General features: G+C 72.3%; 21 protein-coding genes and 1 pseudogene. 11 read left to right on the top strand and 11 right to left on the bottom strand.

Features of this window, described 5'->3' with window-relative positions; translation table 11 throughout:
* Positions 1-196: 196 nt before the first annotated feature.
* A complete protein-coding gene (gene treZ / locus ACWCV3_RS10755) occupies positions 197-1,945 on the bottom strand; it encodes a malto-oligosyltrehalose trehalohydrolase (protein ID WP_451221518.1) in 1,749 nt (582 codons plus the stop codon).
* Between the two features lie 173 nt (positions 1,946-2,118).
* Here treZ and ACWCV3_RS10760 point away from each other — a divergent pair, with 173 nt between their 5' ends.
* Both ACWCV3_RS10760 and ACWCV3_RS10765 read left to right on the top strand, forming a co-directional pair.
* Positions 2,119-2,670: an FHA domain-containing protein gene (locus ACWCV3_RS10760; protein ID WP_451221521.1), complete on the top strand. Its 552-nt coding sequence runs from the start codon at positions 2,119-2,121 to the stop codon at positions 2,668-2,670.
* Positions 2,671-2,807: 137 nt separating this feature from the next.
* On the top strand, positions 2,808-3,308 hold the full coding sequence (locus ACWCV3_RS10765; RefSeq protein WP_451221523.1) for an SSI family serine proteinase inhibitor: 501 nt from the start codon (positions 2,808-2,810) through the stop codon (positions 3,306-3,308).
* Here the strand turns inward: ACWCV3_RS10765 and treY are convergent.
* The gene (treY, locus tag ACWCV3_RS10770) at positions 3,220-5,562 is read right to left on the bottom strand and encodes a malto-oligosyltrehalose synthase (RefSeq protein WP_451222043.1); all 2,343 of its coding nucleotides are present in this window, start codon (positions 5,560-5,562) and stop codon (positions 3,220-3,222) included. The genes ACWCV3_RS10765 and treY overlap by 89 nt on opposite strands.
* Before the next feature lie 152 nt (positions 5,563-5,714).
* The gene (glgX, locus tag ACWCV3_RS10775) at positions 5,715-7,844 is read right to left on the bottom strand and encodes a glycogen debranching protein GlgX (RefSeq protein ID WP_451221526.1); all 2,130 of its coding nucleotides are present in this window, start codon (positions 7,842-7,844) and stop codon (positions 5,715-5,717) included.
* 433 nt (positions 7,845-8,277) lie between these two features.
* On the opposite strand from glgX, the gene ACWCV3_RS10780 reads away from it, so the two are divergent.
* From ACWCV3_RS10780 to ACWCV3_RS10790, 3 genes are all read left to right on the top strand, one after another.
* Positions 8,278-9,519 carry an SAV2148 family HEPN domain-containing protein gene (locus ACWCV3_RS10780; protein ID WP_451221528.1) on the top strand — a complete coding sequence of 414 codons (1,242 nt, stop codon included), beginning with the start codon at positions 8,278-8,280 and terminating at the stop codon, positions 9,517-9,519.
* A gap of 95 nt (positions 9,520-9,614) precedes the next feature.
* Positions 9,615-9,974 (top strand): hypothetical protein, encoded by a 360-nt coding sequence (locus tag ACWCV3_RS10785; RefSeq protein ID WP_451221530.1) that lies wholly within the window; start codon positions 9,615-9,617, stop codon positions 9,972-9,974.
* Positions 9,974-10,714, top strand: a complete 741-nt coding sequence (locus ACWCV3_RS10790) for an exonuclease domain-containing protein (RefSeq protein ID WP_451221532.1) — start codon at positions 9,974-9,976, stop codon at positions 10,712-10,714. The genes ACWCV3_RS10785 and ACWCV3_RS10790 overlap by 1 nt, the downstream gene beginning before the upstream one ends.
* Positions 10,715-10,870: 156 nt before the next feature.
* Here ACWCV3_RS10790 and ACWCV3_RS10795 read toward each other — a convergent pair whose 3' ends face one another.
* Positions 10,871-12,178 (bottom strand): MFS transporter, encoded by a 1,308-nt coding sequence (locus ACWCV3_RS10795; protein ID WP_451221534.1) that lies wholly within the window; start codon positions 12,176-12,178, stop codon positions 10,871-10,873.
* A 14-nt stretch (positions 12,179-12,192) separates the two neighbouring features.
* A complete protein-coding gene (locus tag ACWCV3_RS10800; protein WP_451221536.1) occupies positions 12,193-12,849 on the bottom strand; it encodes a winged helix-turn-helix domain-containing protein in 657 nt (218 codons plus the stop codon).
* 106 nt (positions 12,850-12,955) lie between these two features.
* Between ACWCV3_RS10800 and ACWCV3_RS10805 the strand changes: the two are divergent.
* Positions 12,956-13,199 (top strand): annotated as a pseudogene (locus ACWCV3_RS10805) (3'-5' exonuclease); the annotation flags it as partial.
* Between the two features lie 16 nt (positions 13,200-13,215).
* On the opposite strand, the gene ACWCV3_RS10810 reads toward ACWCV3_RS10805, so the two are convergent.
* A complete protein-coding gene (locus tag ACWCV3_RS10810; RefSeq protein ID WP_451221539.1) occupies positions 13,216-14,076 on the bottom strand; it encodes a phosphotransferase enzyme family protein in 861 nt (286 codons plus the stop codon).
* 152 nt (positions 14,077-14,228) lie between these two features.
* Between ACWCV3_RS10810 and ACWCV3_RS10815 the strand changes: the two genes are divergently transcribed.
* The 5 genes from ACWCV3_RS10815 (at position 14,229) to ACWCV3_RS10835 (ending at position 18,686) form a co-directional block, all read left to right on the top strand.
* Complete coding sequence (locus ACWCV3_RS10815; protein WP_451221541.1) at positions 14,229-15,143, top strand: carbohydrate ABC transporter permease; 915 nt, start codon at positions 14,229-14,231, stop codon at positions 15,141-15,143.
* Positions 15,140-15,973 carry a carbohydrate ABC transporter permease gene (locus tag ACWCV3_RS10820; RefSeq protein ID WP_451221543.1) on the top strand — a complete coding sequence of 278 codons (834 nt, stop codon included), beginning with the start codon at positions 15,140-15,142 and terminating at the stop codon, positions 15,971-15,973. The genes ACWCV3_RS10815 and ACWCV3_RS10820 overlap by 4 nt, the downstream gene beginning before the upstream one ends.
* Positions 15,973-17,253: an ABC transporter substrate-binding protein gene (locus ACWCV3_RS10825; RefSeq protein WP_451221546.1), complete on the top strand. Its 1,281-nt coding sequence runs from the start codon at positions 15,973-15,975 to the stop codon at positions 17,251-17,253. Before ACWCV3_RS10820 ends, ACWCV3_RS10825 begins: the two co-directional genes overlap by 1 nt.
* 407 nt (positions 17,254-17,660) lie before the next feature.
* Entirely contained in the window at positions 17,661-18,206 is a 546-nt protein-coding gene (locus tag ACWCV3_RS10830) for a DUF1697 domain-containing protein (RefSeq protein ID WP_451221549.1), read from the top strand.
* Positions 18,207-18,383: 177 nt separating this feature from the next.
* Positions 18,384-18,686: a hypothetical protein gene (locus ACWCV3_RS10835; protein ID WP_451221552.1), complete on the top strand. Its 303-nt coding sequence runs from the start codon at positions 18,384-18,386 to the stop codon at positions 18,684-18,686.
* A gap of 152 nt (positions 18,687-18,838) precedes the next feature.
* On the opposite strand, the gene ACWCV3_RS10840 is transcribed toward ACWCV3_RS10835, so the two are convergent.
* The 5 genes from ACWCV3_RS10840 to ACWCV3_RS10860 form a co-directional block, all read right to left on the bottom strand.
* On the bottom strand, positions 18,839-19,579 hold the full coding sequence (locus tag ACWCV3_RS10840) for a sirohydrochlorin chelatase (protein ID WP_451221555.1): 741 nt from the start codon (positions 19,577-19,579) through the stop codon (positions 18,839-18,841).
* 6 nt (positions 19,580-19,585) lie between these two features.
* Entirely contained in the window at positions 19,586-20,470 is an 885-nt protein-coding gene (locus ACWCV3_RS10845) for an ABC transporter permease (protein WP_451221558.1), read from the bottom strand.
* Positions 20,457-21,236, bottom strand: coding sequence for an ABC transporter ATP-binding protein (locus ACWCV3_RS10850; RefSeq protein WP_451221561.1), 780 nt, complete (start codon positions 21,234-21,236; stop codon positions 20,457-20,459). Before ACWCV3_RS10850 ends, ACWCV3_RS10845 begins: the two co-directional genes overlap by 14 nt.
* 37 nt (positions 21,237-21,273) lie before the next feature.
* Complete coding sequence (locus ACWCV3_RS10855) at positions 21,274-22,386, bottom strand: aliphatic sulfonate ABC transporter substrate-binding protein (protein WP_451221564.1); 1,113 nt, start codon at positions 22,384-22,386, stop codon at positions 21,274-21,276.
* A 255-nt stretch (positions 22,387-22,641) separates the two neighbouring features.
* Positions 22,642-23,973, bottom strand: coding sequence for a sulfate adenylyltransferase subunit 1 (locus ACWCV3_RS10860; RefSeq protein WP_451221567.1), 1,332 nt, complete (start codon positions 23,971-23,973; stop codon positions 22,642-22,644).

Genomic DNA, 23,973 nt, shown 5'->3' on the forward strand with positions numbered 1-23,973 from the left:
CACATACGCCCAGTATGCGGACGACCCTCCGCCTTGCGATGCACCGCATCTGACGCCGCGCGCTGATCCACCGTGGATTACGGGACAGCCCTTAGTGCTGTGACTGAAAGGTTTGCCGGACGCCGCGAGCCGGTGAACCCTTCCGGTCACAGCACCAGGAGGCCGGCGGCCGCGTCCAGCGTGCCCAGGCGGCCGCCTACGGCTGGGACAGCACCACGCAGGACTCGCCCGGTACCTGGAGCATCCCGTCCGGCCCCGGCGGCTCCACCGAGTCGTCCCACGCGGCCAGGATCTCCAGGTGGCCCGTGCCCAGCGGGATGGCGGCCGGCTCCTTGCCGAGGTTGACCGCGACGCGGATGTCGCCCCGCCGGAAGGCCAGCCAGCGGGCGGACTCGTCGTAGGCGACCTTGGTGTCCGCGAGGTCGGGGACGGTGAGGTCGGGGCGGTCGTGGCGGAGCGCGGTGAGACGGCGGTACCAGGCGAGGATCCGGGCGTGGGGCTCGCGCTCCGGCTCGGACCAGTCCAGGCAGGAGCGGTCACGGGTGGCGGGGTCCTGCGGGTCGGGCACGTCCTCCTCGGCCCAGCCGTGGGACGCGAACTCCCGCCGCCTGCCGCGCCGTACGGCCTCCGCCAGTTCGGGGTCGGTGTGGTCGGTGAAGTACTGCCAGGGGGTGCCGGCCGCCCACTCCTCGCCCATGAACAGCATCGGGGTGAGCGGCGAGGTCAGGGTCAGCGTGGCCGCGCAGGCCAGCAGGCCGGGGGAGAGGATCGCGGCGAGGCGGTCGCCCTGGGCGCGGTTGCCGATCTGGTCGTGGGTCTGGCTGTACCCCAGCAGCCGGTGCCCGCTCAGCCGGGCCCGGTCCAGTGGGCGGCCGTGGGCCCGGCCCCGGAAACTGGAGTAGGTGCCGTCGTGGAAGTAGCCGCCGGTCAGCGTCTTGGCCAGCGCGGCGAGCGGGGCGCGGGCGAAGTCGGCGTAGTAGCCCTGGGCCTCACCGGTCAGGGCGGTGTGCAGGGCGTGGTGGAAGTCGTCGTTCCACTGGGCGTGCAGGCCCAGCCCGTGCTCGCTGCGCGGGGTGATCATCCGGGGGTCGTTGAGGTCGGACTCCGCGATCAGGAACAGCGGCCGGCCCACCTCCTCGCCCAGGGCGTCCACCGACTCCGACAGCTCCTCCAGGAAGTGCCGGGCGCGGTCGTCGCGCAGGGCGTGCACGGCGTCCAGACGGAGTCCGTCGAGGCGGTAGTCCCGCAGCCAGGCCAGGGCGCTGTCCCGGAAGTAGGCGCGCACCTCGTCGGAGCCCGGCGCGTCCAGGTTCACCGCGGCGCCCCACGGGGTCTGGTGCGTCTGCGTGAAGTACGGGCCGAAAGCAGGAAGGTGGTTGCCGGAGGGGCCGAGGTGGTTGTGCACCACGTCCAGCACCACGCCGATGCCCAGTCCGTGCGCCCGGTCCACGAACCGCTTCAGGGCCTCCGGGCCGCCGTACGGCTCGTGCACCGCCCACGGCGCCACCCCGTCGTACCCCCACCCGTGCCGGCCGGGGAAGGAGCACAGCGGCATCAACTCGACGTGTGTGATGCCCAGTTCCCTCAGATGGCCGAGCCGGCCGGCGGCCGCGTCCAGCGTGCCCTCCGGGGTGTACGTGCCCACGTGCAGTTCGTACAGCACCGCGCCCGGCAGGCCGCGCCCCGGCCAGCCGGCGCGCCACGCGTACCGGTCCTGGTCCACGACCGCGCTCAGTCCGTCCGGGCCGTCCGGCAGGCGGCGCGAGCGCGGGTCGGGCAGGACGGGGCCGTCGTCCAGCGCGAAGCCGTACCGGGCGCCGTCCGCCGCGTCCGCCTCGGCCGTCCACCAGCCCGTCCGCCGCGGATCTGGTTCCATCGCCCGCGTGGCGCCCTCGCACCGGAGCGCGACCCGGTCTGCCTGTGGTGCCCACACCTCGAACTTCACGGACGGTTCCCCTTCGTCGGCCCACCGTGACGCAGTCCGTCCATCGTGCCGCGAATTCGATCAATCCGCTTTCGAATCGGGGCTTTCCGCCCGGGTGTCGCGGAAGTGGGCGGGTGCGGGCGCCGGTTGCCTCTTCTGGACACCTCGGGGTGCGCTGCCCGACAATCACGGATGTGACGTCGTCCTTCGAATTCCCCGTGTATCCCGTACGGGTCTCCGACGCGCAGCGCGACAAGGCGCTGCGGGTACTGCGGGACGGCGTCGCACTGGGCAGGCTGTCGCACGACACGTTCGTGCACCGCATGGAGCTGGCCCTCGCCGCGCGCAGCCCCCGCGAACTCGCCGTGCTCACCGCCGACCTCAAGGACGGCAACCGGCTGAGCCGTGCCCTGTTCGGCACCGTGGAGGCCGTGTCGGGCTTCGGTGTCCGGCTGAGCCGGGCCTGGCGCGCCGAGCGGCTGCCCAAGCTGCTGCTCCCCCACCCCGCGCACGGCCACCCGCTGCGCATCGGCCGCGATCCGGCCAGCGGGCTCCGCCTCAACCACGACACGGTGTCCCGCGTGCACGCCGAACTCCGCTACCAGGGCGGCATGTGGGTGCTGCGGGACCTCGGCTCCACCAACGGCACCACCGTGAACGGGCGCCGCGTGCTGGGTGCCGTGGCGGTGCGCGAGGGCGACCTCGTCGGCTTCGGCACGGTCGCCTACCGGCTCGCGGCCGACTGACGCGCGGGCCCGGACCGGTGTGCCCGTGTCCCACGCCAGGGCGGCCGTTCGGGTGAGACGGGCCGGCGCGGCCCGGCCGTCAGGCCGATGCACCCGGCACGACCCGTCTGGCACGCACGGCGGCGCTCGCCGCCCTCATGGCCGCCTGTCTGCTCGCCCCCGGCACCACGGCGCTCGCGGCGTCCGGTGACCGGCTCGCCCTCACCGTCACCCGGCCCGGTACCACCAGCGGCGGCGGCCGCGCCGCCCTGCTGCTCTGCGACCCGCCCAAGGGCCACCCGAAGGCCGCCGAGGCGTGTGCGGAACTCACCTCCGCCGAAGGCGACTTCAGCCGTCCGCGCGACAGCGGCACCCTCTGCGCGCTGGTCTGCGCACCGGTTCGTGCCCGCGCCCAAGGCCGCCGGCACGGCAGGCGTTGCCGAGCAGGACCGGACGGCTCGGCAACGCCTGCGAGATGCGCGGCGAAACGGGTGACGTGTTCGCCCCGGAGGGCTGACGGCAGGGCCGGGTGGCCCCGCTTACCCCGGCCACCCGGCCCGCCCCCGACCCTCAGACCACGTCGCCCGCTTCGTCCACCCGCTCCAGCAGCCCCACCGGCAGGGCGGAGAACAGGTCCTCCGCGCGCACCTCGCCGGTGAACTCACGGTCCGGGGCCAGGACGTCCCGCCAGCGGCCGGGCGGCAGCGCGAGGTGGGTGTCGTGCCAGCCGCCCGCCTCCTCCAGGTGCACCGAGAGCCGGGTCACCGCCGTGATCACCTCGCCGGAGCGGGAGAACGCCAGCACGTGCTCGGCGGAGGGCCCCTCGGCGAGCAGCGGGGCATAGGCTCCCTCCCTGCCGAAGACCTCCGGCCGGCGCGCCCGGAGCCGGAGCGCCGCCCTGGTCAGCGCCTCCTTCTCGCCCGGAGCGGCAGGCGGGAAAGGCACCGGACGCCGGTTGTCGGGGTCCACCAGCGCCCGGTACTCGCTCTCCGTGCCCTGGTACAGGTCCGGCACGCCCGGCATCGTCAGGTGGACCAGAGCGGTGCCCAGCACATTGGCCCGGATGTGCGGCTCCAGCCCCTTGCGGAAGGCGGCCACCCGCTCACCGGGAGGCCCGCAGGGCCCGGCGGCGACGAACGCGGCCACCGCCTCCTCGTAGAGCCGCTCCTGCTCGGTCCAGCTCGTGTACATACCCGCCTCGCGGACGTGCTTCAGCAGCGCCTCGCGTACCCGCTCCTCCTCGGCCGGGCCGAGCCCGAACACCGTCTGCCAGGCGGCCCAGGCCAGCTGGCCGTCCGGGACCACCTCCGGCTCCCGGCTCACCTCGGCGAGCAGCTTGGCCCAGCGGCCGGGACACTCGGTGAGCACGTTCAGCGCCGCCCGGACGTCCGCGCTGCGCTTGGTGTCGTGCGTGGTGACCACCGTGCCGGTGTCCGGCCAGTGGCTCGCCAGCCGGGCGCAGTAGGCGTGGAACTCCGCCGGGGATACCCCCACCCTGCCCGGATCACCGCCCACCTCGGTCGCCGACAGCAGCGGGACGTACCGGTAGAACGCCGTGTCCTCCACCGACTTGGCCCGCAGCGCCGACGCCGTCTGCGCGAACCGGCTGCGGAACTCGCTGAGTTCCGGCGACGTACGGTCGTCCGGGCCGATCAGCAGTCCCCGTACCAGATCGACGGCGCCGGCCTCCTCCGCCACCGCGAACGCCCGCCGGGCCTCGGCCGCGGCCTCCTCGGTGACGACGGCTGCGGCGTCCTGAGAGGCGTAGGGCCGGTAGACCGGCATCCGGACCAGCAGCTCCTCCAGGGCCGTGCGCAGCGCCCAGGGCGCCCGGTCGCGCAGCGCCAGGTCCGGGGAGGCCGCGCAGAGCCGGACCGCCGAGCGGGTGAGCCGGTCCGCCTCGGCGGCCAGCTCATGGGTGAGCACCTTGTACGCGGCCCGGCGCACCGTGGCGTCCCAGTCGCCGCCCCGGTCGGCCTGCGGCGCCGCGAAGGACCGGTAGTGGGCTTCGAGTTCGGCGGCACCGGCCGGACCGGTGAACACGCCGTCGATGCGGCGCAGGGCGTCGTAGCCGGTGGTGCCGGCGACGGGCCAGGAGTCCGGAAGCTCCTCCTCGTCGGCGAGGATCTTCTCCACCACCGTCCAGCGGCCCCCGGTCGCCTCGTCCAGCCGGGCCAGATAGGCGTCGGGGTCGGCGAGGCCGTCCGGGTGATCGATGCGCAGGCCGTCGATCACGTCCTCGGCCAGCAACTGGAGGATCCTGCCATGGGTGGCGTCGAAGACCTCGGGGTCCTCCACACGCACCCCGATCAGCTCGGAGATGCTGAAGAAGCGCCGGTAGTTCAGCTCGGTGCGGGCCAGCCGCCACCACACCGGGCGGTACCACTGGGCGTCCAGCAGCTCGGGCAGCGGCAGGCCCTCGGTGCCGGAGCGGAGCGGGAAGAGGTGGTCGTGGTAGCGCAGCAGCTCGCCCTCGGCCACCAGGTGCTCCCGCTCGGCGCCGACGGGGCCGCCGAGGACCGGCAGCAGCACCTGCCCGCCGCGCGAGCCCCAGTCGATGTCGAACCAGCGCGCGTACGGCGACTCGGGGCCCTCGCGGAGCACCTCCCACAGGGCGCGGTTGTAGCGGGGGGCCATCGCCATGTGATTGGGCACGATGTCCACCACCAGGCCGAGTCCGTGCTCCCGCGCGGTGCGCGACAGCGACCTGAGCCCGTCCTCGCCGCCCAGCTCCGTGCGCACCCGCGTGTGGTCCACGACGTCGTATCCGTGGGTGGAGCCGGGGACGGCCTCCAGGACAGGGGACAGATGCAGGTGCGAGACGCCCAGCGACGCCAGATAGGGCACGGCCGCCTCGGCGGCGGCGAAGGGGAACGAGGGCTGGAGCTGTAGGCGGTAGGTGGCCGTGGGCACCCCTGGTCCGGGTCGCACTGAAGTCATGCAGAGCTACGTACCCCGCGAGCCGCCCTTCGTGTCACCCGAGGGGGCATCCGGCCCGGGACGGCCCACGGGAACCGGACACCGGCCGGGGACGCGGCCACCGCCGTGTCCCCGGTCCGCAACCGTCAGGCGGGGCGCTGCAGCACGGTCAGGCTGCGGTCCGGCAGGGTGAGACGCTCACCCGCCGCCACCTTCGGGCCCGTGCCGGGCGGCACACCCTCGGGCCGGGCGGTGTCCACCACCACCTGCCACTGCCTGCCGTGGTCCACCGGCACCAGGAAGTCCAGCGGCTCGTGGGAGGCGTTGAACATCAGCAGGAACGAGTCGTCCGCGATCCGCTCCCCGCGCGGACCCGGCTCCGAGATGGCGTTGCCGTTCAGGAACACCGCCAGCGCGGAGGCGGGCGCCGCGTTCCAGTCCGCCTGCGCCATCTGCTCGCCCTCCGGAGTGAACCAGGCGACGTCCGACAGCTCGTCCTGCGTGCCCTCCACCGGGCGCCCGTGCAGGAAGCGGCGGCGCCGGAACACCGGGTGCTCGCTGCGCAGCCCCACCATCGCGCGGGTGAACTCCAGCAGCGCCTCCCGTTCGTCCCCCTCGGTCTCCTCCAGCCCGGGCCAGTCCACCCAGGAGATCTCGTTGTCCTGGCAGTAGGCGTTGTTGTTGCCGCGCTGGGTGCGGGCGAACTCGTCGCCGTGGCTGATCATCGGCACTCCCTGGGACAGCATCAGGGTGGCGATGAAGTTGCGCATCTGCCGGCCGCGCAGCTCGCGCACGGCCACGTCGTCGGTGTCACCCTCCACCCCGCAGTTCCAGGACCGGTTGTGGCTCTCGCCGTCCCGGTTCTCCTCGCCGTTGGCCTCGTTGTGCTTGTCGTTGTACGAGACGAGGTCGTGCAGGGTGAAGCCGTCGTGGCAGGTGACGAAGTTGATCGAGGCCAGCGGACGTCGGCCGTCGTCCTGGTACAGGTCGGAGGAGCCGGTGAGCCGGGACGCGAACTCGGCCAGCGCGCGCGGCTCCCCGCGCCACAGGTCCCGCACGGTGTCGCGGTACTTGCCGTTCCACTCGGTCCACAGGGGCGGGAAGTTGCCCACCTGGTAGCCGCCCTCGCCCACGTCCCACGGCTCGGCGATCAGCTTCACCTGGGAGACCACCGGGTCCTGCTGGACCAGGTCGAAGAACGACGAGAGCCGGTCCACCTCGTGGAACTGCCGGGCCAGGGTCGCCGCGAGGTCGAAGCGGAAGCCGTCGACGTGCATCTCGGTCACCCAGTACCGCAGCGAGTCCATGATGAGCTGCAGGACGTGCGGCGAGCGCATCAGCAGGCTGTTGCCGGTGCCGGTGGTGTCCATGTAGTAGCGCGGATCGTCGGTCAGCCGGTAGTAGGAGGGGTTGTCGATGCCCTTGAACGACAGCGTCGGACCCAGGTGGTTGCCCTCGGCGGTGTGGTTGTAGACCACGTCGAGGATGACCTCGATCCCGGCCTCGTGCAGTGCCCGCACCGCCGACTTGAACTCCAGCACCTGCTGGCCCCGGTCGCCCCAGGAGGCGAAGGCGTTGTGCGGGGCGAAGAAGCCGATGGTGTTGTAGCCCCAGTAGTTGTTCAGGCCCATGTCGACCAGGCGGTGGTCGTTGACGAACTGGTGGACCGGCATCAGCTCCAGCGCCGTCACACCGAGCCGGGTCAGATGCTCGATGACGGCAGGATGGGCGAGGCCCGCGTAGGTGCCGCGCAGTTCGTCCGGCAGTCCCGGATGGCGCATCGTCAGGCCCTTCACATGGGCCTCGTAGATCACCGTGCGGTGGTAGTCGGTGCGCGGCGGGCGGTCGTCGCCCCAGTCGAAGTAGGGATTGATCACCACCGAACTCATGGTGTGCGGCGCGGAGTCCAGGTCGTTGCGCCGGTCGGGGGCGCCGAAATGGTAGCCGTACACCTCCTCGCCCCACTGGACCGACCCGCTGACCGCCTTCGCGTACGGGTCGAGCAGCAGCTTCGCCGAGTTGCAGCGCAGCCCCCGCTCGGGCGCGAAGGGTCCGTGCACCCTGAACCCGTACCGTTGTCCCGGCATCACGCCGGGCAGGTACGCGTGCCGGACGAACGCGTCGCTCTCGCGCAGTTCCACCGCCGTCTCGGAGCCGTCGTCGTGCAGCAGACACAGCTCCACTCGGTCCGCGGCTTCGGTGAAGACCGCGAAGTTGGTACCGGCACCGTCATAGGTGGCGCCGAGGGGATACGCCTCTCCAGGCCAGACCTGCATGCGCTCGACTCTTCCAGGTGCGGGGCCCCGGTGGGGGCGCGTTGGCGGCGAGTCTCCCCGAAAGTGAGGGCGACTGACGTCTCCCGCCCCCCGCTGCCGGCCGACCCGTGGTCATGGATCACCTCTACCCCCAGCCGAAGGAGGGAAGCCGGGCCGGGCCCGGCGAGCCCGGCCCGATCCGGGCCGGCCCGCGCGCTCCGGGCGAAAGCCCCCGGCGCACGGGTCGCTCACCAGCGGCGCGCCGCCTCGGGCGCCGGTTCGAGCCGCTATGACTCCGCTCACTCACACTGCTCCCGGACGCCCGGAACAGCCACTGTCGGCAGGCAAGTTGAGAAACCGACCTGTCCATCCGGCTGCACCGCCGACCGCTCCCGGAGTACCCTTCCTTGATCGTTGGGACGGGGAAGGTCCGGGGGACGGAAGGCGGTGCAGGGTGGGCTCGGGAGGGCTGGAGCTGCCCCCTGGTGGCGAGGGTCACGAGGGGAGCGGTTCCACGGACGTCCCGCCCGGCGCGGTGTCCCTGGCGCGTCCGATGAGCGCGGGGTCGATCGGACCGGAACTGGACTGGGACACGGGAGCCTGGCTGGAGGTGCGCACCCGGGCCCAGCGGGCGGGCCGCGCCTACATCTGGCTCAACCTCGTCGAGCAGCGGCTGCGCGCCGTCGTGGCCGCCGTGCTGCGCCCCGTCTACGAACCCGTCCACGGCGACGACTGGGTGGTGGCCGCCGCGGGACCGGCCGGTCAGGAGTGGGTGCAGCGGGCCGTCGCGGTGCGCGAAGTCAGCCGCCGCAAGGGCTACCTGCTCGACCCGGCCGACGACAACGTGCTCAGCTTCCTGACGTTGCCGCAACTGCGCGAGCTGATGGTGCAGCACTGGCCGTGCTTCGAGCCGTACTTCGACGAACGCCGGGACCTCGAACTCGCCCTGGACGAGCTGGAGGTGACCCGCAACGTCGTCTCCCGCAACCGTGCGCTGTCCGAGGCGGTGCTGAACCAGGCCGAGCGCGCCTCCGCCCGGCTCCTGGAGCTGCTCGGCGCCGCCGGTGACGTGCCCTCGGCGGGCCGGCTCCCGGTGGACGCCGTCGAGGACCTGGTCGGCGACCGGTACGCGGACGTGGTCGCCGTGCACTCCGACCGGGTGCGGCTGATGGGCCAGTTCCCGGCCGAGGACCTGTTCGGCGGGGCCCGCCGGCTGGACGCCATCGGCATCGGGCTCAACCTGCTGGTGCAGAACTTCTCCGGCCGCCGCCTGGTCCGGCTCGCGGAGTCCGGCTGCCGCATCCGGCTGCTCTTCCTCAACCCGGCCTCCAGCGCCGTCAAGCGCCGGGAGCGGGAACTCGGCATGAAGCGGGGTGAGTTGGCCCGCTCGGTCGAGATGAACATCCTGCACATGCGCCGGGTCCGCTCCCGGCTCCGCGACCCCGGCGCCTTCGAGATCCAGGTGTACGACGAGACCCCGCGCTTCACCGCCTACCTGGTGGACGGCGACGGCGCGGACGGCATCGCCGTGGTGCAGTCCTATCTGCGCGGGGCACGCGGCATGGAATCGCCGGTCCTGGTGCTGCGCGGCGGCAGCCGGGTGGTCACCTCGGACCAGTCGGGCGATTCCGGACTCTTCCCCACCTACCGGGAGGAGTTCGAGCTGGCCTGGGCTGACTCGCGGCCGGTGTCCTGACGTCCGGCGCCGGCGGGCGGCCCCGGGGCGTTGTCAGTACCCCGTGTCATGGTGGAGCCACTGGGGGAACGCACCACCAAGAAGGGGGGCCGCCCATGGGCTGGCACCGGAAGCCGCTGATCGGCTTCGACCTGGAGACGACCGGGACCGATCCGCGTCAGGCACGCATCGTGACGGGCGCCGTGCTGGAGGTCAGGGACGGCGAGGCAATGGGCCGCCGGGAGTGGCCGGCCGATCCGGGCGTGGAGATACCGCCCGACGCGGTCGCCGTGCACGGCATCAGCAACGAACGCGCCGCGGCCGAGGGCCGTCCGGCCGGCCAGGTCGCCGACGCCCTGGCGAACGCACCGGTCTCCGCCTGGGATTCGGGCATGCCGGCCGTCGCGTACAACGCGGCCTTCCATCCGCGTACTTCGAGTACGTCTCAGGAGGTTCTGGTGGGTGGGGCCCTGTGATGAGCTGGACCAGCGGGACGTTGGTGGCCTTCGACCTGGAGACCACGGGGACCGACATCGAGAGCGACCGGATCGTCACCGCTGCCGTCGTGGCTGTGGGCGCGGATGAACGACCACCGAATGCCCGGACATGGCTGCTCGACCCGGGGGTGGCCATCCCGCGGCAGGCTTCGGCCATCCACGGCATCTCCACGGAACACGCCCGCAGGCATGGGGTAGCGGCAGCTCCCGCGATCGAGGAAATCACTTCGGCCGTCACCGAAGTGCTGGACTCGGGGACTCCGCTGGTGGTGATGAACGCGCGGTACGACCTCTCCCTCCTCGACCGTGAGTGCCGACGCCATGGCATAGAGCCGTTGGTCAAGCGGTTGCACGGAGGGACATCGCCCGTCATCGACCCTTTGGTCCTGGACAAGCACGTCGACCGATACAGGAAGGGGTCACGGAATCTCCAGGCGCTCTGCGAGTACTACGGTGTGCCGCTCAACGACGCGCACAACGCTGTTGCGGATGCGGTGGCCGCAGCGCGTGCGGCGCGATCCATGGGCATCAAGCATTCGGTCATAGGAACGCTGGGGGCTGCGGAGCTCCACGATCTCCAGGTTCGTGCGGCGGCCGAGCAGGCTGCCTCTCTCCAGAAGTATCTGCGTCGTACGTCGAATGCGGCTGCCTACGTCGAGCCGGCATGGCCGATCGTCCCGTTCAGTCGCGAGGAGATCGGTCCTCTGGCGCGAGGGTGAGGGCTGTCCCGTGATCCCCGGCGGGCGCGCGACGACAGCCACGGCGCCTCGCCGCGTTGCCGGATCGCCCCCGTACGCCCAGCACGAGGGCGAACCTCCGTTTTGCGACGCACCGCATCTGCCCCCGCGCGCCCGCCGGGGATCACGGGACTGCCCTTAGCAGGACGAGGGCGAGGACGCCGACGCCGACGCCGACGCCGACGCCGACGATGCGCCGGGTGCTGGCGCCGGCGGAGTGCCGGGCAACTCGCGGATACGGGGGACCGGCGAAGGCAGCACCCAGACCAGGCACAGCACGGCCCCGGCCGTTGCGATCCACAGTGTGGGGCGCAGCCCGATACCCGTGCCGAGTGCTCCTCCCGCGAGTGCGCCCAGCGGGCGTACGCCGTGGGTGAGGGTGCGGTAGGCCCCGTCGACGCGGGCGCGCAGGGCGTGGGGGATGAGGGCCGTTTGCAGTGAGCCCAGCGAGATGTCGACGATCATCGCGCCCACGCAGGAACCGAATTCGGCGAGGAAGAGGAGGCTGAGGACGAGCGCGTCCGGCCCGTCCGCGAGGGGTACGAGCAGCAGCGGGACCGGGAAGGCCGCGAAGCCGATGACGACGGCGGGCCCGATGCCGGCGCGGCGCACAAGACGGCCAGTGAGGGCGGCACCGACCAGCCCGCCGATCGCGCCGACTCCGAGGACCGACCCCAGCACGCCTGCGCTCAGGCCGAGTTCGGTGGTGGCGTAGAGCACGAAGAGTGTGTGAAAAATGAAATTGAAGAACTGAACCGTGGCGGATCCGGCGAACGTGGCGCGCATGACGCGCGAGCGGAAAATCCACCGCAGGCCTGCGGTGAAGTGCCCTTTCGCGGGTGGCGCGGCCTGCGGTTCGGCGGGGGTCGTACGGGCCAGACAGCAGGCGGAGGCCAGATAGGTCACCGCGTCGGCGAGGAGCGCGAGCGGCGCGGTGAACAACTGGACGAGGAGACCGCCTGCGCTGGGACCCGCGACGAAGGACATGGCCCGGCTTCCGTTGACGAGGGAGTTGCCCTCGATGTAGCGCTCGGCGGGGATGAGCGAGACGAACAGGATGGCGTTGCAGACGTCGAAGAGGACGGTCAGTGCGCCGATCCCCAAGGCGACCGCGTAGAGCTGCGTGAAGGTGAGCGCGTCGAGGGCGTACGCGATGGGAACCGACGCGATGAGCAGGGCCCGCGCGAGGTCTGTGGCGATCATGACGCGGCGGCGGTGCGGTCTGCTGTCGGCCCATGCGCCGGCGGGGAGAGAGAGCAGCAGGGCGGGCACGAGCTGCGCCGTCGCGAGCCAGCCCATCTGGGCGGCGTCGGCGTGGAGGGCGAGGACGGCGACGAGAGGGAGGGCGATCTGGGATATCTGGTCGCCTGCCAGGGAGATGCTCTGGCCGGTCCAGTAACGGCGGAAGGAGTGCTCGCGCAGCAGGTCGGGGATCGCCGCGGACAAGCGGCCCGAGGCCGTCACCGCGGGTCGCCCATGCTGTCCGGAGCGAGGGAAGTCTCGTCGTCGCCTGCGTGCCGTCGGGGCAGGGGGAAGGCGGCCCGGATGATCTGGACGAGGCGTACGCCCTCGGGGCGGGCGGCCGGGTTGCCTTGCCGGTCCTCGTAGGGGCGCAATAGACGGTCGAGCTTTTCGCCGAGGTCAGCGAGTTCCTCTGCCGTCAGGTAGAGCACTTGATCGCCGATGTGCTCGGCTTCCTGCCACTCGCGCGGTAGATCGTGGCGCTCTTCGACAGCGCGGCTGATCAGCTCGAAGTAGCGTTCGGCGACCGCGGTTTCCAGTGCCTTGCTGGCCTCCGCGACGGCAGGGTCTTCGGAGTGGCTGGGCCACTCGGTGAAGCGTGCGGTGGCCCGCCAGGGTTTCTCACGGCCTTGGCCACCCGGTGCGACCTCGACCAGTCCGTACTTGGCGAGCATCCGCAGGTGGTACGAGCAACTGGCAACGGATTCGCCTGTGAGCTCGGCCGCGCGGGTCGCGGTGAAGGGGCCTTCGGTACGGAGCAGGCCGACAAGGCGCATGCGGGTGGGATGGGCATAGGCGCGCAGAGCGCGGGGGTCGGTGAGCTGCGTCGTGCGTGCCAGGGTTTCCGCCGGCTCGTCCCTCTGACTGTTCGACATGATGTAAAGGTATCTTTAGAAAGATTGCTTTACAACGGGCTCCGGGCGAGTGTCCTTGCACGAAGGCCGACCGGTCCGGCGGAGGTTCGGGGGAGGAAGTTCCGCGCTCTACGCGGCCCACGACGCCTCGGCGGACGCGCTGGCCGCGGCCCGGCTCGCCAAACGCGACAGCGGAGCGGCACCCGAAGACAGCCGGGCTCGGCCCGGCGGAGCTGCACCGCTGCCAGGTGGAGTGGTACGCCGAATGGGCCGCCGACTTCGAGGTGTTCCTGCGGCGCAAGGGCGAGGCGGACGCGGTCGTCGAGCGGGTCTGGCCGGTGCGCGCGCTGACGGACGCGGTCGCCTCCTAGGCGGCACCGGCAGGGCTCAGAACGGGTACCAGCGCACCGACTCGTCCCCGTCCCGCAGGGACGCCACCCGGCGCTCGAACTCCGCGAGCGCCTTGGGGTTGGCCGGGGCGTGCTGGGCCACCCAGGCGCAGCTCGCCGTCTCGCGGGCGCCTCGCAGCACCGAGCAGCCGTCCCACTCGCGCACATCCCAGCCGTAGGCCGCGGTGAAGGCGTCGTACGCCTCGGCGGGCAGGCCGTAGCGGTCGCGGGAGAGGGCCATCACCACGAGGTCGTGCTCGCGCAGATCTGCGGAGAAGGTCTCCAGGTCCACCAGGACCGGGCCGTTGGGGCCCATGTGCACATTGCGGGGCAGTGCGTCCCCGTGGATCGGTCCGGGCGCCAACCGGGGGGTCAGCGCGGCGGCGGCCGAGGCGAAGCCGTCGCGGCGGGCGCGCAGATAGGCCGCGTCCTCGGGATCGATCGCGTCGCCCGCCAGCCGCAGCCAGCGCTCCACCCCGCCCAGCAGCTCACGGGGCGGCAGCGGCACCGGAGGAGCGGGCAGGGCGTGCACCAGCCGCAGCAGCCCGCCGAGGTCGCGGGGTTCGGCGGGGCGCAGGGCGTCCGGCAGCCGGTGCCAGACGGTCACCGGGTGGCCGTCCACCAGCAGCGGTTCCGGCTCCGCCGCGCGCACCGCGGGCACCCCGGAATCGGCCAGCCAGCCGGCCACGGCGAGCTCGCGGCGGGCCCGGTCGAGCAGTTCGGCGTCCCGGCCGACCTTGACGACCAGGTCCCCGGCGGCGAACACGGCGTTCTCGCCGAGGGCGAGGAGGCGCGCGTCCGCCGCCGGGGGCAGCACTTTCGCCCCGGCCAGTACCGCCCGCGCCCGTGCCTCGTCCATCGTCCGCCTCCGTGCCCTGCGCCCGTGTCGTGTGTCCCGATCCCGGCCAGTCTCGCATTCGCACAGGTCGGACGATGTGCGCTCCCTTGACGGACCGCGCCGTGTTCACGACCATGAACACGCCAACCGGGCCAGGCGAAGGGGCTGATTCCATGACGTCGCCGGTCCAGGCGCGGCGCCCGCCCGTGCGCACCGGCTGCCGCGACCAAGCGGTCTGGTTCCTGGTGCTGCCCGCCCTCGTCCCTATCCTCGTGCTCAGCGTCGGTCCGCTGCTCTACGGCGTCCTGCTGTCGCTCACCGACGCCCAGTCCGGCCGCACCGCGCCGACCCGCTGGATCGGCGCGCTGAACTTCCAGGACCTCCTGCACGACACCCTGTTCTGGGAGTCGTTCCGGATCGGCCTGGTGTGGGCGGTCGGCGTGACCGTGCCCCAGTTCCTGCTGTCGCTCGGACTTGCCCTCCTGCTCGACCAGGATCTCCGGCTGCGCTGGGCGGCCCGCGCCCTCGCGATCGTGCCCTGGGCGATGCCCGAGGTGGTCGTCGGCATCATGTGGCGCCTGGTCTACAACCCCGACGCGGGCATCCTCAACGTGACGCTGAGCGACCTCGGCCTCGGCGGCGGGCGGGACTGGCTGAGCGGTCTCGCCACCGCGCTGCCCGCCGTCGTCGTCGTCGGCGTCTGGGCCGGGATGCCGCAGACCACGGTCGCGCTGCTCGCCGGGCTGCAGAACACCCCGCGCGAACTGCACGAGGCGGCCGCCGTGGACGGCGCCGGCGCCTGGCGGCGGTTCCGCGCGGTCACCTGGCCCGCGCTCAGGCCCGTGGCCCTCTCCATCACCGCGCTCAACCTGATCTGGAACTTCAACTCCTTCGCCCTGGTGTACGTGCTCACCGGCGGCGGACCCGGCGGAAAGACCCGGCTGCCCATGCTGTTCGCCTACGAGGAGGCTTTCCGCTACGGCCAGTTCGGCTACGCCGCCGCGATGGGCTGCGTGATGGTCGCCGTCGTCTCCGTCGTGCTCGCGGTGTTCCTCGCGGGCCGGCTCAAGAGCGGTGAGGACGCGTGAGGACCCGGCCCGCGGCCCGCGCGGGACAGTACGCCGCTCTGCTGGCCTATCTGGTCTTCCTGGCGTTCCCGTTCCTGTGGCTGCTGTCCACCGCGTTCAAGCCGCCGCGCGAACTCGGCAGCCTCCACCCCACGTGGATTCCGCACCACCCCACCCTCGCCAACTTCCGCCAGGCGTTCGCCGAGCAGCCCCTCCCGCACGCCGCCCTCGACTCCCTGCTCGCCGCCCTCGGCGCGGCCGTGACCGCCGTACTGATCGCCACCCCGATGGCCTACGTCATGGCCCGGCACCGCACCCGGCTCGCGCGGGCGGCGAGCGGGTGGGTGGTGATCAGCCAGGCGTTCCCGTTCGTGCTGGTGATCATCCCGCTGTTCCTGGTGCTGAAGCGGCTGCGGCTGATCGACTCCCTGGCCGGCCTGACCCTGGTCTACGTCGTGTGGTCGCTGCCGTTCGCGCTGTGGATGCTGGTCGGGTACGTGCGGGCGGTCCCCGTCGAGCTGGAGGAGGCGGCAGCCGTCGACGGGGCCGGGCGGTTGCGGACCCTGGTGTCGGTGACGGCCCCGCTGCTCGCGCCGGGCATCGCGGCGACCGCGCTGTTCGCGTTCGTCACGGCCTGGAACGAGTTCTTCTTCGCGCTCGTGCTGCTCAAGAGCCCCGGCCACCAGACCCTGCCGGTCGTGCTGACCCATTTCATCGGCGCGGAGGGCGTCGCCGACCTCGGCCCGCTGGCCGCGGCCGCGTTCCTCGCCACCCTGCCCTCCCTCGTGGTGTTCGCCCTGCTCCAGCGGCGGATCACCGGGGGCCTGATCGCCGGAGCGGTGAAGAGCTGATGCGGACCAGGATCACCACGGCGGTCGCCGCCCTTCTGCTGCTCCTCGCGGGATGCTCCTCCGGCGGCCGTCAGGACGGAGGCCCCGTCACCCTGCGGTTCCTGTCCCTCGCCTGGCAGCAGGAGTCGGTCGCCGCCAACAAGCAACTCGTGCGGGAGTGGAACGCCGCGCACCCGGACGTCCGGGTCGAGTACGTTCAGGGCGACTGGAACAGCGTGCACGACCAGTTGCTCACCTCCTTCGAGGGCGGCGAGGCCCCCGACGTCATCCACGACGCCTCCGACGACCTGGCCGACTTCGCCTACGGCGGTGACCTCGCCGACCTGAGCGGCCTGCTGTCCGCCCGGCTCACATCCGACATACCGCGGCGCAGCTGGCAGGCGGCCACCTTCGGCACGGGCGTCTACGGCGTGCCCTTCCTCCAGGAACCCCGCGTGATCGTCGCCAACTCCGACCGGCTGCGGAAGGCGGGGGTGCGTATCCCCACGCCCGGACGTCCCTGGAGCTGGGCGGAGTTCCGGAAGATCACCGCACGGCTCAGCGGCGACGGCAGGTACGGGGTCGCCTGGCCGCTGAAGGAGCCCGTGTCCGTCACCCTCAACCTCGGGCTGTCGGCCGGCGGCACGCTCTTCCGGCGGGACGGCGACGGCAAGGTGAGCGTGCGGTTCGGGGCCGGTGACGCCGTCGTACCGCGCACCGTGCGCGACCAGGTCACCCGCGACGGCAGCGCGCCCGCCTCGACGCTGGGCAGCGGGGGCTCGGACACGCTGCCCGGCTTCTTCGGCGGGCGGTACGCCATGGTCCCGCTGGGCTTCTCCTACCGCCAGCAGATCGAGCAGCAGGCGCCCGAGGGCTTCGAGTGGGAGGTGCTGCCCGCCCCCGCGGGCGCCGACGGCCTCACCCAGGGCGTCAGCCCGCAGACCCTCTCCGTCTCCCAGGACTGCCCGCACAAGAAGGATGCCGTCCGGTTCATCGACTTCCTGCTGCGGCCCGAGAACATGGTCCGTCTGGCCCTCGGCGACTGGATGCTGCCCACCGGCAGCGAGGCCCTCGCCGACCCCGCCCTGCACACCGCCCGCCACGGCTGGGCCACCGGAACCGCCCTGGCCGCGCACCTCCGCCCGGCTCCCGCCCAGTCGGTGCGCGGCTACCCGGAATGGAAGGACAAGGTGGCCACCCCGGCCTTCCAGGAGTACTACAGCGGCGCCATCGGCCTCGCCGGGCTCCGCGAGCGGCTGGAGCAGGACGGCAACCTGGTGCTCGCCCGCTACCAGCGCTGAGCCGGCGGCCGAAACCGGCTGGAGCGGGCCCTCGGGCGGCACCCGGCCTCCACGAGGAGGAGGCCGCGGAGCCGATCCGGGCCGAGCCGCCGAAGACCGAGCGCGGCCGGGCCCCCCACGCCCGGTTCTCGGGCCGCCGACCGGTTCGGCAACGCCGTCATGCTCCAGGCGCTCGGCGTGGCCCGCACTCTGCTCACCGGGGACGCCGCCGCCGAACGCCTGCGCGAGCCCGCCCTCGCCCTGGCCGGCGGCCCCGGTGGAGAAACGTTGGTGAACCAGTCACAAGATCGTGGAGGAGTTGCTCCGCGCCCCTTCGGTCCGACAGAGTCTCCCGCAACGGGCGTACCGTCCGGTACGGCCGTCGTGCCCGCCCCCACGGGGCACGACGGCCGTTCTATCGTGGCCGGATGACGACGACGTACGCGGCGCTGCTGCGCGGGATCAACGTGGGCGGCAACAGGAAGCTCCCCATGGCCGACCTCCGTACCCTGCTCGCCGAGCTGGGCCATGACGACGTGCGTACCCATCTCCAGAGCGGACAGGCCGTGTTCACCGCCTCCCGGGGCGACGAGGACGTCCTGGCGGGGGAACTGGGCGCGGCCGTCGAGAAGCGGTTCGGGTTCCCGGTCGGCGTGATCGTGCGGGACCACGCCTATCTGACGGCGGTCGCGGAAGCCTGCCCGTTCCCCGCCGACGCCCTGGAACCCAGGCAGGTGCACATCACCTACTTCTCCGGCCCGGTGGACCCGGAGCGCTTCACCGGGATCGACACCGCCGCCCGCCGCCCCGAGGAGTTCCGCCTCGGCGACCGGTGCCTGTACCTCTACGCACCCGACGGGCTCGGCCGCTCCAAGCTGGCCGAGGAACTGAGCCGCCCGCGCGTCACCAAGGGCCTGATCGCCACCACCCGGAACTGGAACACCGTCCGCAGACTGGTCGAGCTGACCGGCTGACGGTGCCTTTTACCGGACGGCCGGGGAATGTCAACCCCCTTTCACTCCAAAGGGGTTGATTGCTGGTGCCGCCGGCCGCCTCATGGGTAACGTCGCCGACCGAGCCGACCCGGCACGCTTCCCTCGCCGCAGCCCGGCCCCCGCAAGGCACCCGGATCAGGAGTGAGGACGACCGACGTGAACGCGTACAACCACCCCGGCAGCACCTCGGGCCGACCGGTACCCGGCGGTGACGGAACCGACCTGGAGACCCTGATCCAGCTCGCGGACGGACTGGTCGCCGCGCTGCACGCCGAGTACCCCGTGCTCCTCGAACACGGTGAGATCATCCAGGCCGAGCTGGCCCTCGCGGCCGACGACGGCTTCCCGCCCAACCGGGGCCGCATCCGCCACCAGCTCGACGACCTCTGCATCGGCGCCGCCGCCGGAACCGGCACCCTCGAGTACACCCGGCGCCTGACGACCGCGCTCAGACTCTGAGGGCCGCCTCGTGATCCCCGGTGGATCAGCGCGCGGCGGCGGATGCGTTGCGCCGCAAGGCGGAGGGTCGCCCTCGTACCGGGCGTATGGGGGCGACGCGGCGAGGCGCCGTGGCTGCCGTCGCGCGCCCGCAGGGGCTCACGGGACAGCCCTCAGGCACCCACGGCCGACGGGACGGACCGCAGCGCCTCGGTGTAGCGGTCCAGCAGTACCCGCGCCACCTCCGGCGCCGGACCCAGCACATCGGCCAGGACGTCCGCGTCCGCCGCGCCCCGCGCGATCCGGTCGGGCAGGAAGCCCGGCGCCAGCACATAGGGCGCGACGGCGATCCGCCCGCACCCCTGGGCGCGCAGCTCGCGTACTGCGTCCTCGGTGCGGGGGAGGCGGGCGGAGGCGAACGCGGGTCGCACGGCGCGCCAACCGGTGCGCCACCACTCCCGCGCGATGTCGGCGATCACCGCGATCGCCTCCGCGTCGGAGGACCCCGCCGAAGCCAGCACGACCCCGGTCGAGGACTTGTCGGCGGGATCCAGCCCCGCCTCGTACAGGCGCCGTTCCAGCGCCGAGACCAGCAGCGGCGACGGGCCGAGCACCTCGGCCTGCCGGACCCGCAACCCGCGCGGTGCCTCCCGGAGCACGGCCGGGATGTCAGCCTTGGCATGGAAGGCGCGGGTCAGCAGCAGCGGCTGCGCCACCACCTCGCGGACCCCGTCGGCCGCCAGCGACTCCAGCACACCGCCGACCGAGGGCACGTTGAAGTCGAGGAAGCCGGTCACCACCCTGAGGCCGGGCCGCATCGACCGCACCCGCGAGACCAGGGCGTGCACGGTCGCGGCGTGCCGGGGGTCACGGCTGCCGTGGGCGACGATCAGGAGAACGGGTGTGTGATGCATGGGAGTTCAGCCCTTCACCAGCAGGCCCCGGCTGCGCAGCACCCACCGCTCCAGCGGACTGAAGATCAGCAGGTCGACCGCGATGCCGACGAACAGGATCAGCAGGATGGCCTCGAACACCATCGCCATGTCGAGGGCGTTGCGTCCGTTCTCCAGCAACTGGCCGAGACCGACGCCCAGATCGGGAAAAGACGCGATGATCTCGGCCGCCATCAGCGAGCGCCAGGAGAACGCCCAGCCCTGCTTCATCCCGGCCACATAGCCGGGCAGCGCGGCCGGCAGCGTGATGTGCCAGACCCCGCGCAGCCCACCGGCGCCCATGGTGCGGCCCGCCCGCAGGAACAGCGGTGGCACCTGGTCGATGCCGGAGACCAGGCCGTTGGCGATGGAAGGCACCGCGCCGAGCAGGATCACCGCGTACATCATCGAGTTGTTCAGGCCCAGCCAGATGACCGCCGGGGGCACCCAGGCCACCGAGGGCAGCGACTGCAGACCGGACAGGATCGGGCCGATCGCCGCGCGCACGAACCTCACCCGCGCCACCAGCAGCCCCAGCGGGGTGCCGATGAGCAGAGCCAGGCCGAAGCCGAGCAGGCCGCGCGAGACGCTGGTCCAGATGTAGCCGAGGAGCTTGCCCTCCAGCCAGTCCCGCTGGACCGCGTCCCACACGGCCCGCGGCGCGGGCAGCCTGGTGGGGTCGGAGACGACCCCGAACGACACCAGGGCCTGCCAGACCAGCAGCACGACCAGTACGGCGGTGACCGGCGGCAGCACCTTGGTGACAAGGGTCTGCCTCAGCGGCGGCCTGGCGCCGCGCGGGGTCTCCAGGGCGTCCAGGCCCGCCTCCACGCTTCCCGTTCCGGGCGCCGGTGTCGTCTCAGTGCTGGCCATGGCGGCGGATCTCCCCTCGCAGCGCCTCGGTGATCTCCAGGGACAGTTCCGCCACGGGGGCGTCCTCGATGCGGCGGGGCTGCGGGATGCCGACCGTCCACTCGCGGGCCACCCTTCCCGGCCGGGAGGACAGCAGCACGACCCGCTGGGCCAGCCGTACCGCCTCGCGCACGTTGTGCGTCACGAACAGCACCGACAGGCCGGTCTCCGCCCAGACGCGGGTCAGCTCGTCGTGCAGCACGTCGCGGGTGATGGCGTCCAGGGCCGCGAACGGCTCGTCCATCAGCAGCAGCCCGCTCTCCTGCGCCAGCGCGCGGGCCAGCGCCACCCGCTGCCGCATACCGCCGGACAGCTCGTGCACCCGCTTGCCGTACGCGCCCCCCAGCCGGACCAGTTCGAGCAGCGACTCGGTCTTGTCGCGGCGCTCGCCCTTCGGCACGCCCCGCAGGCGCAGGGCGAGTTCGATGTTCTTGCCCGCGGTCAGCCACGGGAAGAGGGCGTGCTCCTGGAACATCAGGGCCGGGCGGCCCTCGGTGTCGATGGACCCGGCGCTGGGCCGGTCCAGGCCCGCCACCAGGTTGAGCAGGGTCGACTTGCCGCAGCCCGAGGCCCCCAGGAGGGTGACGAACTCGCCTGGCGCGACATCGAGGCTGATGTCGTCCAGCACGAGCTGTTGCCCGCCCGGAGCCGGGAACGACTTCGAGACGTGGTCGAGGCGGGCGGCGTACTCGATCGCCGGGCCGGCCGCGGTGAGGGTGGGGGCCATGGTCGTCACCTCCTGGGGACTCGTCGGTCGGCGTCGGTCAGTCGGTGCCGAGCCCGGCGGCGTCGACCTTGGGGGCGCCCTCGGCGCCGAGCACCTTGTTGAGCAGGGTCAGGTCGTAGATGCCCTTGAGGTCGGGCTCGGCCAGCAGGCCCGCCTTGACCGCGTGGTCGGCCTCGGTGCCCAGGGTCGCGGCCAGCGGGTCGTCGGTGGTCTGGATCGACTTCCACGCCGGGTCCAGCACGGCCGGGGGCAGGGACTTCCCGGAGTCGGCCTCCAACTGCCTGTTCGCCGACTCCTTCGCCGCGTCCGGGTTGGCCTTGATCCACTTGTTGGTGCGCACCGAGGCCCGCAGGACCGCCTCGACGGCCTTCGGGTGGGCCTTGAGGAACTTCTGCGACACGATCACGTTGGTGATCACGAACTTCTTGTCCGGCCACAGGCCGGACTCGTCCAGCAGCACCCTGCCGCCCTCGGCGACCAGCTTGGAGGCGGTCGGCTCCGGCACCCACGCGCCGTCCAGGGAACCGGCCTTGAAGGCGTCCGGGGTCACCTTGTTGTCGCTGCGGACCACGGTGACGTCACCCTTGCCGCTCTGCGCGTCGACCTTGTAACCCTGCTCCGCCGCCCAGTTGAGGAAGGCGACGTCCTGGGTGTTGCCGAGCTGGGGCGTGGCGATCCGCTTGCCCTTGACGTCCTTCAGCGACTTGATCTTCTTCGGGTTGACGACCAGCTTCACTCCGCCGGACGCCGAACCGCTGATGATCTTCAGGCTGCGGCCGCCGGACTTGGTGTAGCCGTTGATCGCGGGGGAGGGGCCGATCCAGCCGATGTCGATGGAGCCGGAGTTGAGCGCCTCGATCTCGGAGGGGCCCGCGTTGAAGGTGGCGTAGTCGGCCTTGGTGGCGCCCAGTTCCTTCTGGAACAGCCCCTGCTGGCGGCCGACCAGCGCGGTGGCGTGGGTGAGGTTGCCGAAGTAGCCGATCTTCACGGAGTCCAGGCCGTCGATCTTCCTGGCTCCGGCGGCGACCTTCTGGTTGGCGGCGTCGTCCTTGGCCTCGGACCCGTAACCGCAGGCCGCGAGGGCCAGCAGCGGGAGTACGGCGAGGACGGTGAGACCGCGGCGCGGCAGCGGCGAACTGATGGCAGGCACGGGAGGCGTTTCCTCTCGTCGGCCCGGGGGCACGGCGGTCAGGCCGTGGCCGGGAGGTCGATGGGTCTTCGTCGTCGCAACCGGGACGTCGTCGGGTGGGAGGAGGACGTTGCGTGGGGGAGCAGGGCGCGCGAGCGGTGCGCGTACGTCAGCGCGCACATCGCGCGACCCCGCCCTGCCCCGAGCCGAGCGCGCCGCTGCCGATGCGGCCGCCCTCCTTGGCGAACGTCGAGAAGACCTCGGTGCGCTGCATGGTCAGAAGTCCCACCCGTCGTCGTCGGCGTCCCTCACCGGCTCGGGCGCGGCGAAGGACTCGCCGACCATGCCCGCGGTGAGGGTGGTGCCGTCGCCGGGGTCGATCAGGATGAAGGAGCCGGTGCGTCGCGAGTCGGCGTAGGAGTCCACCGGCAGCGGCTCGGCGGTACGGATCTTGACCCGGCCGATGTCGTTGGCGGCGAGCGTGCCCGGATGCGGGTGCAGGGAGAGGTCGGCCAGGGTGAGCCGGGAGGGGATGTCCTTGACGATCGCCTTGACCGTGCGGGTGCCGTGCTTGAGCAGCACCCGGTGGCCGACGGTCAGCGGCTGGTCGGCCACATGGCAGACGGTCGCCTCCACGTCCTGCGTGGTCGCGGGCGCGTCCTTGCTCGGCACGATCAGGTCGCCGCGCGAGACGTCCACGTCGTCCGCCAGCAGCACGGTCACCGACTGGGTCGTCCAGGCCACGTCCACCGGCTCGCCCAGCAGGTCGATCCCGGCGATCCGGGTGGTGCGGCCGGACGGCAGCACCGTGACCTCCTCGCCCACCCGGAAGGTGCCGGCCGCGATCTGCCCGGCGTAGCCCCGGTAGTCGGGGAGTTCGGCGGTCTGCGGGCGGATCACGTACTGCACCGGCAGCCTGGCGTGGCAGTGCGCCAGGTCGTGGCTGACCGGCACCGTCTCCAGGTGCTCCAGCACGGTCGGGCCGCCGTACCAGTCCATCCGGGCGGAGGCGTCGACCACGTTGTCCCCGGCGAGCGCCGAGATCGGTATCGCGGTGACCTCCGGGACGCCCAGCTCGGTCGCGTACGCCGTGAACTCCTCGGCGATGGCGGCGAAGACGCGCTCCTCGTAGCCGACCAGGTCCATCTTGTTCACCGCGAGCACCACGTGCGGGACGCGGAGGAGGGCGGCGATCGCCGCGTGGCGGCGGGTCTGCTCGACCACGCCGTTGCGGGCGTCGACCAGGACCACGGTCAGTTCGGCGGTGGAGGCGCCGGTGACCATGTTCCGGGTGTACTGCACGTGCCCCGGCGTGTCCGCCAGGATGAAGCGGCGGCGCGGGGTGGCGAAGTAGCGGTAGGCCACGTCGATGGTGATGCCCTGCTCGCGCTCGGCCCGCAGGCCGTCGGTGAGCAGCGCCAGGTCCGGTGCCTCCTGGCCCCGGCTCGCGGACGCCCGTTCCACGGCCTCCAGCTGGTCGGCCAGGACCGACTTGGAGTCGTGCAGCAGCCGTCCGACCAGGGTGGACTTGCCGTCGTCGACCGAGCCCGCGGTGGCGAACCGGAGCAGGGTGGTGGCCGACAGCGCCTCGGCGGTGATCGTGCTCAT

The sequence above is a fragment of the Streptomyces sp. NPDC001781 genome, from assembly GCF_053596035.1.

Coding starts and splice junctions, on each gene's coding strand:
- ACWCV3_RS10845 (WP_451221558.1), bottom strand. CDS start 20,470: ATGGCCAGCACTGAGACGACACCGGCGCCCGGAACGGGAAGCGTGGAG.
- ACWCV3_RS10860 (WP_451221567.1), bottom strand. CDS start 23,973: ATGAGCACGATCACCGCCGAGGCGCTGTCGGCCACCACCCTGCTCCGG.
- ACWCV3_RS10800 (WP_451221536.1), bottom strand. CDS start 12,849: ATGTCGAACAGTCAGAGGGACGAGCCGGCGGAAACCCTGGCACGCACG.
- ACWCV3_RS10840 (WP_451221555.1), bottom strand. CDS start 19,579: ATGCATCACACACCCGTTCTCCTGATCGTCGCCCACGGCAGCCGTGAC.
- glgX (WP_451221526.1), bottom strand. CDS start 7,844: ATGCAGGTCTGGCCTGGAGAGGCGTATCCCCTCGGCGCCACCTATGAC.
- ACWCV3_RS10850 (WP_451221561.1), bottom strand. CDS start 21,236: ATGGCCCCCACCCTCACCGCGGCCGGCCCGGCGATCGAGTACGCCGCC.
- ACWCV3_RS10810 (WP_451221539.1), bottom strand. CDS start 14,076: ATGGACGAGGCACGGGCGCGGGCGGTACTGGCCGGGGCGAAAGTGCTG.
- ACWCV3_RS10815 (WP_451221541.1), top strand. CDS start 14,229: ATGACGTCGCCGGTCCAGGCGCGGCGCCCGCCCGTGCGCACCGGCTGC.
- ACWCV3_RS10765 (WP_451221523.1), top strand. CDS start 2,808: ATGGCCGCCTGTCTGCTCGCCCCCGGCACCACGGCGCTCGCGGCGTCC.
- ACWCV3_RS10785 (WP_451221530.1), top strand. CDS start 9,615: ATGGGCTGGCACCGGAAGCCGCTGATCGGCTTCGACCTGGAGACGACC.
- ACWCV3_RS10825 (WP_451221546.1), top strand. CDS start 15,973: ATGCGGACCAGGATCACCACGGCGGTCGCCGCCCTTCTGCTGCTCCTC.
- ACWCV3_RS10790 (WP_451221532.1), top strand. CDS start 9,974: ATGAGCTGGACCAGCGGGACGTTGGTGGCCTTCGACCTGGAGACCACG.
- ACWCV3_RS10830 (WP_451221549.1), top strand. CDS start 17,661: ATGACGACGACGTACGCGGCGCTGCTGCGCGGGATCAACGTGGGCGGC.